This window comes from Cobetia sp. UIB-001 (assembly GCF_044789135.1).
GTDB lineage: Bacteria > Pseudomonadota > Gammaproteobacteria > Pseudomonadales > Halomonadaceae > Cobetia > Cobetia amphilecti.
Genome location: NZ_CP058244.1, coordinates 789,523 through 803,868, shown reverse-complemented (window position 1 = coordinate 803,868; position 14,346 = coordinate 789,523). Strand labels below are relative to the sequence as shown.

The window sequence follows — 14,346 nt, the reverse complement described above, 5'->3', positions numbered from 1 at the left end:
GACCAGCCGTACAGCACACAGCATGCCCGGCCCCGGACGAGGTCAATCGCTCGACAGCAGCTCGAAGGTGTGCTGATCGATCATTTCCAGCGCCTTGCCACCGCCACGCGCCACGCAGGTCAGCGGGTCTTCGGCGATGATCACCGGCAGGCCCGTCTCTTCCGCGATCAGCTTGTCGATGTCACGCAGCAGCGCACCACCACCGGTCAGCACCAGGCCGCGCTCGGCGATGTCGGAGGCCAGCTCCGGCGGAGACTGCTCGAGCGCGCTCTTGACCACCGAGACGATGGCCGCCAGCGGTTCCTGCAGCGCATCGAGGATCTCGTGGGAGTTGAGCGTGAAGGAACGCGGAATGCCCTCGGCCAGGTTGCGACCGCGCACGTCGATCTCGCGCAGCTCGCCACCCGGGTAGGCACAACCGATCTCTTCCTTGATGCGCTCGGCCGTCGCCTCGCCGATCAGGCTGCCATAATGGCGACGCACATAGGAGGTGATGGCTTCGTCGAAGCGGTCACCGCCGATACGCACGGATTCGGAATAGACCACGCCGTTGAGCGAGATGATGGCGATTTCAGTGGTACCACCACCGATATCGACCACCATGGAGCCCATCGCCTCTTCCACCGGCAGGCCCGCACCGATCGCGGCAGCCATCGGCTCCTCGATCAGGTAGACCTCACGCGCGCCGGCCCCTTCGGCCGACTCCTTGATGGCGCGACGCTCGACCTGGGTCGACATGCACGGCACACACACCAGCACACGAGGGCTGGGTGTCAGGAAGGTGCTCTGATGCACCTTGCGGATGAAATGCTGGAGCATCTGTTCGGTAACGGTGAAGTCGGCGATGACGCCGTCCTTCATCGGACGGATGGCCGTGATATTGCCGGGGGTACGCCCCAGCATGCGCTTGGCATCGGCACCGACGGCCGCCACACTGCGGGCATTCCCGGACTGGCGAATGGCCACGACTGAGGGCTCGTCGAGCACGATACCGCGACCGCGCACATAAATAAGCGTGTTGGCAGTACCCAGATCGATCGACAGATCGCTCGAGAACAGCCCACGTAAACGTTTAAACATGGAAGTTGATCACCTAGTCCAGACCGGAACCCTGTGCAGACGCGAACGGTACCATTGCCACCCCATGGCGGCAAGCTGACACGCCTGCCAGAGCGACGCAGATGTGGTACATTTCACGCCGAATCACACTGTAACGGCGCATTCGGCGACAGATTGCTCCATCGCTGCCAAGCGCGCTGTTTTACAGGGTAACGGGCATCGGGTTTGCCGGGACACCACAATTTTCGAATTCGGCTTTTCGCGTACCTTGCGCCAGCCCGATTCCGTGTGGTCGTCTCCGACTCCTGCCGTCACCTCAAGCCTCTCGAAGCCAAGACAGGGAAACTTCAATGGCCCTTGAACATTCAGATGTGCTGCGTGCCGCTCACCTCGCACGCCTGGGTCTTGCCTCGCAGGATGCCGAAGCCTACGTCGAGGATCTCGACCGGATTCTCGCCATGGTCGACCAGCTGCAACAGGTCGATACCGACGGCGTCGCACCGCTGGCACACCCGCTGGAAGCCACGCAACGCCTGCGCGCGGACGAAGTCACCGAATCGAATCAGCGCGAGCGTTTTCAGCAGGTGGCCCCGGCCACAGAGCAGGGTCTGTATCTGGTTCCGCGCGTCGTCGAGTGATCTCGCCTGGCAGGTCGCTCACGCATCGTGACCGGCTGCCATCGGATACCACGTCACGCGGCACGCCCCGTCCGCCCCGGAATTTCTGCGGACGATGCCCGGCGCATCGTCTGCACTGATGGAATCGAACATGTCATCGTCCATTGCACTACATGACAAGACGCTCAGTGAGCTGGCGCAAGGCCTGGAGGCCGGCGAATACACCAGCCGCGAGCTGACGGAAGCCTTCCTGGCCCGTATCGAACGCCTCGACGGCGAGCTCAACAGCTACATCACCCTGTGCCGCGAAGACGCGCTGCGTGATGCGGATGCCGCCGATGCACGCCGTGCCGCTGGCAATGCCGCCGCGCTGACCGGCGTGCCGATGGCCATCAAGGACATCTTCTGCACAGAAGGTGTGCGCACCAGCTGCGGTTCGAAGATGCTCGACAACTTCGTCGCGCCCTACGACGCCACCGTGATCGAGAAGCTCAAGGCCGAAGGCGTGGTGATTCTCGGCAAGACCAACCTCGATGAGTTCGCGATGGGCTCCTCGAACGAGAACAGCCACTACGGCGCCGTCAAGAACCCGTGGGATCTGTCCGCCGTGCCGGGTGGCAGCTCCGGTGGCAGTGCCGCCGCCGTCGCCGCAGGCCTTGCGCCGGCCGCCCTGGGCACCGACACCGGCGGTTCCATCCGCCAGCCGGCCGCCTTCTGTGGCATCACCGGCCTCAAGCCGACCTACGGTCGCGTCTCGCGCTACGGCATGATCGCCTACGCCTCCAGTCTCGATCAGGGCGGCCCGATGGCCCGCTCCGCCGAGGACTGCGCGCGCCTGATGAACGTGATCGCCGGTGCCGACCCGCGCGACTCCACCAGCGTGGTGCGTGGCGTGCCGGATTACGTCGAAGGGCTGGACTACAACCTCAAGGGCCTGAAGATCGGCCTGCCGAAGGAATACTTCGGCGAAGGCCTGTCCGAGGAAGTCGAAGCTTCCGTGCGTGCCGCGATCAAGGTCTTCGAGGATGCCGGTGCCAGCGTGCAGGAAATCTCGCTGCCGCATACCCACCTGGCCATCCCGACCTACTACGTGATCGCGCCGGCCGAGGCCTCCTCCAACCTGTCACGTTACGACGGCGTGCGCTTCGGCCATCGCTGCAAGGACCCGCAGGACCTGGAAGACCTCTACAAGCGCACGCGGGAAGAAGGCTTCGGCGACGAGGTGAAGCGTCGCATCATCATCGGTACGCACACCCTGTCCGAAGGCTTCTTCGATGCCTACTACATCAAGGCCCAGAAGGTGCGTCGCCTGATCCGCCAGGACTTCCTCGATGCCTTCGACCAGGTCGATGTGCTGATGGGCCCGGCGGCACCGACCCCGGCGTTCGATCTCGGCGCGCACAAGGACCCGCTGTCCATGTACCTGCAGGATCTCTACACCATCGCCATCAACCTGGCGGGCATTCCGGGCATCAGCGTGCCGGCTGGCCTGGCAGGCAAGCGTCCGGTGGGACTGCAGATCCTCGGCCCGCACTTCGGTGAGCAGACCCTGCTGGGCGTCGCGCACCAGTTCCAGCAAATCACCGACTGGCACCGCCAGCGCCCGGAATTCGGACAGGAGCAAGCCTGATGCAATGGGAAGTCGTAATCGGGCTTGAGGTTCACGCTCAGCTCGCCACCCAGTCAAAGATCTTCTCCGGCTCATCCACCACCTACGGTGCCGAGCCCAACACCCAGGCCAGCGCCGTGGACCTCGGCCTGCCGGGCACCCTGCCGGTGCTCAACGAGCAGGCCGTGGCCATGGCCGTGCGCTTCGGCCTCGCCGTCGATGCCGCCGTTGCCGGCCGTTCGGTGTTCGAACGCAAGAACTACTTCTACCCGGATCTGCCCAAGGGCTACCAGACCAGCCAGATGGATCAGCCCATCGTCGGCCCTGGCGTGCTCGAGATCCTGTTGGAAGATGGCACGCGTAAATCGATCCGCATCCACCACGCCCACCTCGAGGAAGATGCCGGCAAGTCGCTGCATGAAGACTTCCAGGGCATGACCGGTATCGACCTCAACCGTGCCGGCACACCGCTGCTGGAAATCGTCTCCGAGCCGGACATGCGTTCCGCCAAGGAAGCGGTGGCCTACGTGAAGGCGATCCACGCCATCGTCACCTACCTGGGCATCTCCGACGGCAACATGGCCGAAGGTTCCCTGCGTTGCGACGTCAACGTCTCGGTGCGCCCCAAGGGTCAGGAAGCCTTCGGCACCCGCGCGGAGATCAAGAACGTCAACTCCTTCCGCTTCATCGAGCGTGCCATCCACTTCGAGGTGGAGCGTCAGATCGAGCTGATCGAGGACGGCGGCAAGGTCGTGCAGGAAACCCGCCTGTATGATCCGGACGCCGACGAGACGCGCAGCATGCGCACCAAGGAAGAAGCCAACGATTACCGCTACTTCCCGTGCCCGGACCTGCTGCCGGTGGAAGTGGACGAGGCCTACATCGAACACCTGCGCCAGACCCTGCCGGAACTGCCGGCCGAGAAACGCGCCCGTTTCGAAAGCGAACTGGGCCTGTCCGCCTATGACGCCAGCGTGCTGTCCGCCAGCCGCGAGATGGCCGACTTCTTCGAGGAAGTGAAGGATGTCTGCGGCGACGCCAAGCAGGCCGCCAACTGGGTGCAGGGCGAACTGGCCGGTCGTCTCAACAAGGAAAACCTCGACATCACCGTCAGCCCGGTCTCCGCGGCCCAGCTGGGTGGCCTGATCAAGCGCATCGTCGATGAGACCATCAACGGCAAGGCCGCCAAGCAGGTGTTCGCCGCGCTGTGGGATGGCGAAGGCGAGAGCGCCGACGAGATCATCGAGTCGCGCGGCCTCAAGCAGGTCACCGACACCGGTGCCATCGAAGCCGTGGTCGATCAGGTGATCGCCGACAACCCGGCCCAGGTGACCCAGTATCAGGAAGCCGAACCGGACAAGCGTGGCAAGATGATCGGCTTCTTCGTCGGCCAGGTGATGAAGGCCTCACGCGGCACCGCCAATCCGCAACAGGTCAACAAGGTGCTGAAAGACAAGCTGGATAGCCTCAGCTGATCGCGTGGTCGATGATCAGGACAGCGCCGGCTCTGATGCCGATGCCCCTGATCTTGACCACCAGCACGTGAACGACGGCCAGTCGCGGAGCTCCGTGGCTGGCCGTCGTCGGTCTGGAAGGGCTTGCCCCTCTCCTCAACTCGTCGCGACATGAAGGATGTTCTGATGGCAGATGATGTCGGTGCCCGCCTGCGGGCATTGCGTACCTTGCGTGGCATCTCGCAACGCGAGCTGGCCAAGCGCTGCGGTGTGACACACTCGAGCCTGTCACTGATCGAACAGGGCAAGGTCAGCCCGTCGGTGAGTTCACTGTCGAAGATTCTCGCCGCCATTCCCATGAGTGTCGGCGACTTCTTCACCATGGAGCTCGAGAACACCGCCAAGGTGTTCTACAGCGAGGAGGAGCTGATCAACGTCGGCAGCGGCGATGTCATCTTCAAGCTGGTGGGCGCCAAGCGGCGTGACCGCGCCCTGTCGTTCATGATCGAGACCTACCCGCCCGTCACTGACACTGGCCGCGAGATGATCACCCATCAGGGTGAGGAAGCGGGCGTGGTCATCGAGGGCGAGATAGAGATCACCATCGGTGGCGACACGCGGGTATTGAAGGCGGGCGACGCCTACTACTTCGATACCAACGTGCCGCATCGCTTCCGCAACATCGGTGATGTCGAGTGTCGCCTGGTCAGCTGCGCGACGCCGGCGCGGATGTTCTAGCCTCTGCGGCGAAGGCAAGAAAGAAGAGGCCACGCAATCGCGTGGCCTCTTCTTTCTTCGCAAGCCTCTGAATTCACGGAGACCTACACAGCTCATTTCGTTTCAGTTCAGCTCATTCCGGTTCAGCTCAGCTCGATCCAGACACTCTTGAGCTGGGTGTATTCGGCCAGCGAGTGATGTGACTTGTCACGGCCGTTGCCGGACTGCTTCACCCCACCGAAGGGCATGGTCTGATCGCCCCCCGCCCAGTTGTTGACGAAGACCTGACCGGATTCGAGACGATGCGTCACGCGCATGATGCGATCGATGTCCTGACTCCACACCCCTGCCGCCAGCCCGAAGTCACTGTCATTGGCCAACGCCAGCGCCTCGTCTTCGGTCTCGAAGCCGAACACGGACAGCACCGGGCCGAAGATTTCCTCGCAGCCGATCGCCATCTGTGGCGTGACGCCATCGAAGACCACAGGACGAATGAAGAGTCCGGGCCCTTCGACCTCCTCACCGCCGGCGCGCAGTGCCGCGCCCTCCTCGACACCCTGACGGATATAGCCCATCACGCGCTCATACTGGGTGCTGTCGACCATCGCGCCCATGAAGCTTGCCGGGTCCAGCGGGTCGCCCGGCTGCATGCGCTCGGCAGCCGCGACCACCTTGGCGACGAAGGCATCACGGATCGAGTTCTCCACCAGCAGACGGGAACCCGCGATGCAGACCTCACCCTGGTTGTAGAAGATGGCGGCAGCGGCACTTTCGGCGACGCGATCCAGATTGGCGCAATCGGCGAAGACGATGTTGGGGCTCTTGCCGCCACACTCCAGGAACACCCGCTTCAGATTCGACTGCCCGGCATACTGCATCAATTGCTTGCCAACGGCGGTGGAGCCGGTGAAGGCCAGGCATTCGACGTCCATCGACAGCGCCAGTGCACGCCCGACGGTATGCCCGAAGCCCGGCAGCACCTGGAAGACGCCGCTCGGGATACCGGCCTCACGCGCCAGCTGCGCCAGACGCAGCGCCGACAGCGGTGACTTCTCCGACGGTTTGAGGATGACGCTGTTGCCCGCCGCCAGCGCCGGGGCGATCTTCCACGCCGTCATCATCAGCGGGAAGTTCCACGGCACGATGGAGGCCACCACGCCCAGCGGTTCGCGCAGCACCATGCCCAGCGTCTGCTGACCGGTCGGGGCGACCTCACCGTAAAGCTTGTCGATGGACTCGGCCTGGTGGCGGATCGAGCCGATCGCCCCGGCCATGTCGTTCAGCGCGCTGGTGACCGGCTTGCCCATGTCGAGGCTATCCAGCAACGCCAGCTCATCCTGATGGGCTTCCATCAGCTCGGCGAGTCTGAGCAACACCTGTTTGCGCCGGGTCGGGGCCATGCGCGACCAGACACCGCTCTTGAAGGCGGCACGCGCATGACGAATGGCGATCTCGGCATCGGCGCTGTCACAGCTGGCGACCATCGCCAGCCGCTCACCGGTGGCCGGGTTGAGGCTCTCGAAGGTCTCGCCGCTGACCGCCGGCACGAATTCGTCATTGATGAAGGCATTGCCTTGCAACTGCGGGGTCAGGCGAGCGGCCAGCGCCTGCCATTCGGCCAATGTCTGAGGACGGCTCATGATCAGGATTCCGAGGTCAGGGAAGAGGAAGGTTCAGAGGATGGAGTAAAGGAGAGTGAAGAAGGCAGCGAGGACGAGGGCGAAGTGGCCTTCAGCGCAGCGGAAGAGCAAGTGGCGGCGTGACTCGCCAGCTGGCGCGCCGTTTCATCCAGTGCCGCGCGCGCCAGACTGACCAGCGCATCGATCTGCTCATGCGTGATCACCAGCGGCGGCGAGATGATCATGGTGTCGCCCACCGAGCGCATCACCAGTCCCGTCTCGAAACAGATATCACGACACAGGTTGCCGACGGCCTGGGAAGAATCGAAACGCTCGCCACTGGCCTTGTCGGCCACCAGCTCCAGCGCCCCCATCAGGCCAAGCGAACGCGCCTCGCCGACCAGCGGGTGGTCTGCAAGCGTGGCCCAGCGACTGGCGAGATACGGCCCCAGGTCGTCACGCACCCGGGTGACGATATCCTCGCGCTGCATGATCTCGAGGGTCTTGAGCGCCACGGCGGCACACACCGGGTGTCCGGAATAGGTGAAGCCATGGAAGAACTCGCCGCCCAGCACACCGCCGATCGGCAGGTAACCAGAGGACAACCCCTTGGCGATGGGCATCAGATCGGGCTTCAGGTCGTAATGCTGACTGCCGAACCATTCGCCGAGACGACCGAAGCCGCAGATGACCTCATCCACCACCAGCAGGATGTCATATTTCGCCAGCACGGCCTTGATGGCAGGCCAGTAGCTGTCAGGCGGCATGATCGCACCGCCGGCACCCTGCACGGGCTCCGCCAGGAAGGCGGCCACATTGTCCGGGCCCAGTTCCTGGATGCGCGCATCCAGCGCCTCGGCACACAGTCGCCCGAAATCATCTCGGCTATGTGGTTCAGATGCCGGGCTTTCACTCCCCTTTCCACGACCTTCCGCGAACCAGTAAGGCTGGCGGATATGCGTGATGCCGGGCACACAGGGGCCGCCCTGGGCATGCATCGGTGCCATGCCGCCCAGGCTCATACCCGCGACGGTCGAGCCGTGATAGCCATTCTCGCGCGCGATGATCCACTGCTTTTCCGGCTTGCCCTTGAGCGCCCAGAACCGCCGAACCATGCGCAGCATGCTGTCGTTGGCTTCAGAGCCGGAGCCGGTGAAGAAGACATGATTGATATGCTCTGGCGCGAGACGACACAGCTCGGCCGCCAGCTCGATCGCCGGCGGGTGGGCGGTCTTGAAGAAGGTGTTGTAGTACGGCAGCTGCGTCATCTGCTGGCTGGCCGCCGCGACCAGTTCCGGCTGGTCATAGCCGAGGTTCACGCACCACAGCCCCGCCATGCCATCGAGAATCCGCTGGCCATCGGCGTCATGGATATAGACGCCGCTGGCACCGGTGATGATTCGACTGCCCTGCTCGCCCAGCTGCTTGAAGTCGGTGAAGGGGTGCAGGTGGTGGCGCGCATCCAGCGCCTTCAGGCGTTCGCCAGCGTCATTCATTGCCATCTTCACGCCTCCTCGCGAGTCGGGTGACAGGTCGGCAAGGTGCCACCCTCGGCCTTGTCACGACAGGCCGCGGCAAAGCCTTCCAGAATCGCCTGATACAAGGCGTGCTCACGCGGCTTCCATTCCGGGTGCCACTGCACCGCCAGCGTGAAGGACGCCGCACCACTGACCGAGACCGCCTCGATTAGCCCATCCGGGGCAACCGCTTCGATATTCAGGCCCTCACCAAGACGGGCGATCCCCTGCTGATGCAAGGAATTGACCTGCGCCTCGGGCACGGCGTAAAGCCCTGCCAGCACTCCGCCGGGCGAGATGCTGATGGCATGCGACGGCGCGAACTGCGCCTCGAGATCGCCCTTGGGCTCACGATGATCCATCAGGCCTGCCACCTTCTGCACCGCCTGGTGCAAGCTGCCGCCGAAGGCAACGTTCAGCTCCTGAAACCCGCGGCAGATCCCCAGCAGCGGCAGTCGCAACTCAAGCGCCAGCGGCACCCAGCAGAGCACCGCAGCGTCGCGGGCCGGGTCTTCATAGGTGTTCTCCGGCGCGCTGGTCTCGCCGTAGCGTGAGGGGTGCATGTTGGAATAGCTGCCAGTCAGCAGCAGACCATCCAGGCGTGCCAGCAGGGCGCTGGCGGCGCCGGGCTCGACATCCTCCCAGACCGGAATGACCACCGGATCCAGTCCGAATTCACGCAGAGCGCTGACGTACTTGTCGGTCACCATATGCGCCGGATGACCTTCTACGGTGCGACGGCAGGCAATGACGCCCACCAGGGGACGAGGTGGCATGGGATCTCCTTTGAGGCGAACAAGCAGGCCTTGGATGATTGGTATGTTTTAATCAACATAGACTGAACGCCTTTCCTTGCCAACCCGACGAAACGACGATTTCACAGAAATCAACATAAAGCACTGTTTAAAAACAATTTATCACCATAACACCAAAACCATCCAGCAACTAAAACCGTCACGTGTTGTAAAGTATTTGACAACAATGGCCATGATGACGATATATAAACCACAACATCCCATGCCCACAGGTGATATCCATGTACAGCCTCCCCGTCGATGAGGCCAGAGAATTTCTGGACCGTCATCCGGAAATCGAGAACATCGATCTGCTGATCAGTGACATCAGCGGTATCCAGCGCGGCAAGCGAATCCCGCGCGAGAATCTGGAAAAGGCCTATGAGAATGGCATCAACCTGCCAGGCTCCGTCTTCGCACTGGATATCGCCGGCAACACCATCGAGGAAACCGGGCTGGGGCTCAGCAGCGGTGACAGTGATCAGGTCTGCCGCCCCATCCCCGGCACCCTGATGGCAGCCCCCTGGCTACGCAACGGCAAGCAGGGGCAACTGCTGATGAACATGCGTGATGACAAGGATGGCCCCTTCTTTGCCGACCCGCGCAATCAGCTGCAGAAACAGGTCGATATTCTTGCCGACATGGACCTGACGGCGGTCGTCGCGCTGGAACTGGAGTTCTATCTGGTCGATCGCGAGCGCGATGACCTGGGCATGGTGCAGCCGCCGTGCTCCCCGCTGACAGGCGAGCGCGCCAGTGAAAGCCAGCTCTATTCGATCGGCGAGCTGGATGAGTACGCCGACTTCCTCGACGAGATCCAGACTGCCGCGCGCATCCAACAGCTGCCGCTGGATACCGCGCTCAAGGAATGTGCGCCGGGCCAGTTCGAGATCAACCTGATCCATCTCGACGATGTCATGAAGGCCTGTGACAGCGCTGTCCTGCTCAAGCGTCTGATCAAGGGCGTCGCCCTGCGCCACGGCTTCGATGCCACCTTCATGGCCAAGCCGTATGGCGACGAGGCCGGCAACGGCATGCATGCGCACATGAGCCTGGTGGACCAGCACGGCAACAATGTCTTCGCCGCGCAGGACGAGAATCCGCTGGGCACCGAGACCCTGCGTCACGCCATCGGCGGCCTGCTGGAACTGATGCCCGCCTCGATGGCGCTGTTTGCGCCCAACCTGAATTCCTATCGCCGCTTCCAGCAGGGCCTGTACGTGCCGATGGCACCGACCTGGGGCTTCGACAATCGCTCGGTCGCCATCCGCATCCCCTCCGGCCCCAACGAGGCACGTCGTCTCGAGCACCGCGTCGCCGGGGCCGACGTCAATCCCTACCTGCTGCTGGCCACCTTGCTGGCCTCGGTGATCCACGGCATCACGCATCAGGTCTCGCCGGGCGAGCCGGTCACCGGCAATGCCTATGACCAGTTCGAGCCGAGCCTGACCAACAGCTGGCCCGAGGCGCTGACGCTGCTGGAGGAGAGTGAAGCATTGGCCCACGCCTTCAGCGAGCGCTTCCTGAACGTCTTCATTGCTGGCCGTCGCGCGGAGCGTGAAGCGGCCATGCAGATCATCAGCCGTCTGGAATACGACTGGTACCTGCGCAACATCTGATCCACACCGACCTCTCCACCAACTCCAGGGCTCAGGACATGACAATCATAAAAACCGTCGCTGCCCGCGACTTCGTTGGTCACTCGCTGCATGGCCACGGCTTTGCAGACCGGCTCCCCGCAGAGCGCTGCTGCGCTGACCAACTCAGTACCGAGCAAGTCAGTACCGAGCAAGTCAGCACCGAGCACTTCCTCGCTGCATGGGAGGCCCGAGCATGAATCAGGCCTCTCCCGTCCCTCCAGCGCCCCCACATCCCTTCGCTCCCTCCGTCAGCGTCCGTGGCAAGGGGCGCAGCATTGCCATGTTCGGCGTCATCCTGGCACTGGTGCTGGGCATCACCTTTACCCATGAGGCCGGCACGCCGTTCGGCTGGATCAGCCTCGTGCCATCGCTGATCGTGCTGGTGGTCGCCATCGCGACCCATCGCACCCTGGAAGCCCTGGCCATCGGCGCGCTCGCGGGTCTGCTGATACTGCAGCCTGACGACTACATCGGAGAACTGGCCGATATCTCGCTGGGCGTGATGATGAACGAGACCATCGCCTGGCTGATTCTGGTCTGTGGGCTGATGGGCGGCTTCATCGCCATGATGGAGAAGTCCGGCTGCACGCTGAGTTTCAGCAACATGATCGGTCGCCTGCTCAAGACACGCCGTCAGTCGCTGATCGGCACCGTGATCCTCGGCATCCTCATCTTCATCGATGACTATCTGAATGCCCTGGCGACGCCAGCGGCGATGAAACGCCTGACGGACCGCTTCGGGGTCTCGCGTGAGAAGCTGGCCTATATCGTCGACTCGACTGCCGCGCCCATCTGCATTCTGGTGCCCCTCTCGACCTGGGCGGTGTACTTCTCCCAGCTGCTCGAGGAAGGCGGTGCCACCGAAAGCGGCATGTCGCTCTATATCCAGGCGATTCCCTACATGCTGTATGGCTGGATCGCGATGGCGCTGGCCATGCTGGTCGCCATTGGCCTGATGCCGGACATCGGACCGATGAAGGCCGCCGAGCGACGCGCCAAGGCCGGCCAGCCGATTCCTGACGGCGCCCCGGAGCCCCTGCCGGAAGCAGAAGCGCCGAAATCCAGCCCCTGGATCGGGCTGATGAACTTCGTGCTGCCAATGGCCGTGCTGATCGGCGCCAGCGCCTGGTTCGAGATCGACCTGCTCAAGGGCGTGATCGTCGCTACGCTGTTCACCATCCTGCTGTATCTTGCCCAGCGCCTGGTGTCGTTTTCCTCGCTGATGGACGCGGTGATGGACGGCTTTCGCACCATGATGCTGCCCCTGGCCATCGTGGCGGTCGGGTTCGTGCTGCGCGAGGTCAATGACCAGCTAGGCATGACCACCTTCATGATCGAGAGCCTGACACCCTACCTGACTCCGGCGATCCTGCCGGCCATCGTGTTCGTCAGCATGGCCGTCGTGGTCTTCGCGACCGGCTCCTCCTGGGGCGTGTTCGTGATCTCGATCCCGATCGTGATTCCCATCGCACTGCACATGGATGCCTCGCTGCCGCTGATCGTCGGCGCCCTGCTGTCAGCCTCCAGCTTCGGTAGCCACGCCTGCTTCTTCTCGGACTCTTCGGTACTGTCCTCACAGGGTTGCGGGGTCCAGCCGATGCAGCATGCGCTGACGCAACTGCCCTACACCTTGATCGGTGCGCTGGTCACGACGCTGGGCTTCCTGCTGATGGGGTTCTGGATCGCCGGCTGACCCAGCGCTCACGCCATGAATCGGCAAGACATGCACTGCGCCCCGCCTTCACAGGCGGGGCGCAGTGCGTTTCGGGCCAGGTCAGGCGTACTTTCCAGCCCATGAAAAAGCCGCCTCCCGATAAGGAAGGCGGCTTGGGGCATTCTGGAGAACAGGCTGATCAGATACCGAGCTTGTCGCGGGTCTGGTAGTACCAGGCACCCACGGCAGACAGCGGCACCCGCAGCATGCGGCCACCGGGGAACGGCAGGTGCGGCAGGCCGGCGAAGGCATCGAAGCGGCCATCACGGCCGGTCATCACCTCACTGATCAAGCGCCCTGCCAGATGGCTGCAGGTCACGCCATGCCCGGAATAGCCCTGGGCGTAGTAGACGTTGTCATTGAGCACGCCGAACTGAGGCAGACGATTGAGCGTCATCAGGAAGGTACCGCTCCAGGCGTAGTCGATCTTGACGTTGGCCAGTTGCGGGAAGGCCTTGAGCATCTTGGGGCGAATCAAGGCTTCGATATTGCTGGGGTCTTCGCCGCCATAGTTGACGCCGCCACCGAAGATGAGTCGGTTGTCACGGGTCAGGCGGTAGTAATCGAGCAGGTAATTGCAGTCTTCCACCGCCATGTTGTTGGGCAGCAGACTACGCGCCACATCCTCCGCCAGCGGTTCGGTGGTGATGATCTGGGTACCACAGGGCATCGACTTGCCTTCAAGCTCCGGCAGCACGCCATTGAGGTAGGCGTTGCCCGCCATCACGACGCGGTCGGCCCGCAGGGTGCCGCCCGCGGTCTTGAGCACGACGGGGCTGCCATGCTCGAGACTCAGCAACGGGCTGTGCTCGAAGATCACGCCGCCCAGTGACTCGAAGGCTGCGGCTTCGCCCAACACCAGATTGAGCGGATGAATATGGCCACCGGAGTGATCGACCAGAGCGCCCGTATAGCCTTCGGCACTCACTTCACGCTTGTAGGCATCGCCTTCCAGCAATTCGAGGCTGGTGTTGCCATAGCGCTCCCACAGCGCCTTGTGCTCCTTGAGCCCCTTGAGCTGACGCGCATTGCGGGCGGCAAACAGATTGCCTTCGCGCAGGTCACAATCGATGCCATAACCGGCGATACGCTCACGAATGATGCGGTTGCCTTCAAAGGCCATGTCGCCCAGCGCACGTGCCGTCTGGGCGCCGAAACGCTCCTCGATCACATCCATGTCGCGGCTGTAGCTGTTGACGATCTGCCCGCCATTGCGACCGGATGCGCCGTAACCCACGCGGGCGGCCTCCAGCACCATCACCTTGAGGCCCTGCTCGGCCAGGTGCAGCGCCGCCGAGATGCCGGTGAAGCCAGCCCCGACGACGCAGACATCACAGCTGACATCTCCCGCTAGCGGGGGCCGTTCGGGCACGGCATTGGCTGAGGCGGCATACCAGGAGGCAGCATGTTCCAAGGGCAGAGAGGCACTCATGACAATTTCCTTGTGGTTATTTTAATCAACATGAAAGCACGATATCACGGATCATAGAGCCAATCACGCCGACTTTGACATGCAATAATCACCACAAGTAGCATCCTGCCAACACAGAGTGCCCCACCTGAAACGCCGAGAGGCCGTGACGACTGTCACGACCTCTCGGCTCCC

At 63.0% G+C, this 14,346-nt stretch carries 11 protein-coding genes; 6 read left to right on the top strand and 5 right to left on the bottom strand.

Annotated elements, in window-relative coordinates; all coding sequences use genetic code 11:
* Window positions 1-42 precede the first annotated feature (42 nt).
* The gene (locus HA399_RS03380; protein WP_043332576.1) at window positions 43-1,080 is read right to left on the bottom strand and encodes a rod shape-determining protein; all 1,038 of its coding nucleotides are present in this window, start codon (window positions 1,078-1,080) and stop codon (window positions 43-45) included.
* Window positions 1,081-1,409: 329 nt separating this feature from the next.
* On the opposite strand from HA399_RS03380, the gene gatC reads away from it, so the two are divergent.
* From gatC to HA399_RS03360, 4 genes are all read left to right on the top strand, one after another.
* Complete coding sequence (gene gatC, locus HA399_RS03375; RefSeq protein ID WP_054555110.1) at window positions 1,410-1,697, top strand: Asp-tRNA(Asn)/Glu-tRNA(Gln) amidotransferase subunit GatC; 288 nt, start codon at window positions 1,410-1,412, stop codon at window positions 1,695-1,697.
* Window positions 1,698-1,827: 130 nt separating this feature from the next.
* Window positions 1,828-3,306: an Asp-tRNA(Asn)/Glu-tRNA(Gln) amidotransferase subunit GatA gene (gatA, locus tag HA399_RS03370; protein ID WP_153635165.1), complete on the top strand. Its 1,479-nt coding sequence runs from the start codon at window positions 1,828-1,830 to the stop codon at window positions 3,304-3,306.
* Window positions 3,306-4,760: an Asp-tRNA(Asn)/Glu-tRNA(Gln) amidotransferase subunit GatB gene (gene gatB, locus HA399_RS03365; protein ID WP_248379540.1), complete on the top strand. Its 1,455-nt coding sequence runs from the start codon at window positions 3,306-3,308 to the stop codon at window positions 4,758-4,760. Before gatA ends, gatB begins: the two co-directional genes overlap by 1 nt.
* Before the next feature lie 165 nt (window positions 4,761-4,925).
* Entirely contained in the window at window positions 4,926-5,477 is a 552-nt protein-coding gene (locus HA399_RS03360; protein WP_043332584.1) for a cupin domain-containing protein, read from the top strand.
* Between the two features lie 122 nt (window positions 5,478-5,599).
* Here the strand turns inward: HA399_RS03360 and HA399_RS03355 are convergent, their stop codons facing one another.
* Genes HA399_RS03355 through HA399_RS03345 form a run of 3 tightly spaced genes read right to left on the bottom strand, consistent with a single transcriptional unit; the run spans window position 5,600 to window position 9,368 of the window.
* On the bottom strand, window positions 5,600-7,096 hold the full coding sequence (locus HA399_RS03355) for an aldehyde dehydrogenase (RefSeq protein ID WP_404326055.1): 1,497 nt from the start codon (window positions 7,094-7,096) through the stop codon (window positions 5,600-5,602).
* Window positions 7,097-7,098: 2 nt separating this feature from the next.
* Window positions 7,099-8,577 (bottom strand): aspartate aminotransferase family protein, encoded by a 1,479-nt coding sequence (locus tag HA399_RS03350; RefSeq protein WP_404326053.1) that lies wholly within the window; start codon window positions 8,575-8,577, stop codon window positions 7,099-7,101.
* Window positions 8,578-8,579: 2 nt separating this feature from the next.
* Window positions 8,580-9,368 (bottom strand): gamma-glutamyl-gamma-aminobutyrate hydrolase family protein, encoded by a 789-nt coding sequence (locus HA399_RS03345; RefSeq protein WP_404326052.1) that lies wholly within the window; start codon window positions 9,366-9,368, stop codon window positions 8,580-8,582.
* 260 nt (window positions 9,369-9,628) lie between these two features.
* Between HA399_RS03345 and HA399_RS03340 the strand changes: the two genes are divergently transcribed.
* Both HA399_RS03340 and HA399_RS03335 read left to right on the top strand, forming a co-directional pair.
* Window positions 9,629-11,005 (top strand): glutamine synthetase family protein, encoded by a 1,377-nt coding sequence (locus tag HA399_RS03340; protein ID WP_404326051.1) that lies wholly within the window; start codon window positions 9,629-9,631, stop codon window positions 11,003-11,005.
* Window positions 11,006-11,219: 214 nt separating this feature from the next.
* Window positions 11,220-12,719: a Na+/H+ antiporter NhaC family protein gene (locus HA399_RS03335; protein WP_404326049.1), complete on the top strand. Its 1,500-nt coding sequence runs from the start codon at window positions 11,220-11,222 to the stop codon at window positions 12,717-12,719.
* A gap of 160 nt (window positions 12,720-12,879) precedes the next feature.
* On the opposite strand, the gene HA399_RS03330 is transcribed toward HA399_RS03335, so the two are convergent.
* Window positions 12,880-14,172, bottom strand: coding sequence for an NAD(P)/FAD-dependent oxidoreductase (locus HA399_RS03330; RefSeq protein ID WP_404326047.1), 1,293 nt, complete (start codon window positions 14,170-14,172; stop codon window positions 12,880-12,882).
* Between the last annotated feature and the right edge of the window lie 174 nt (window positions 14,173-14,346).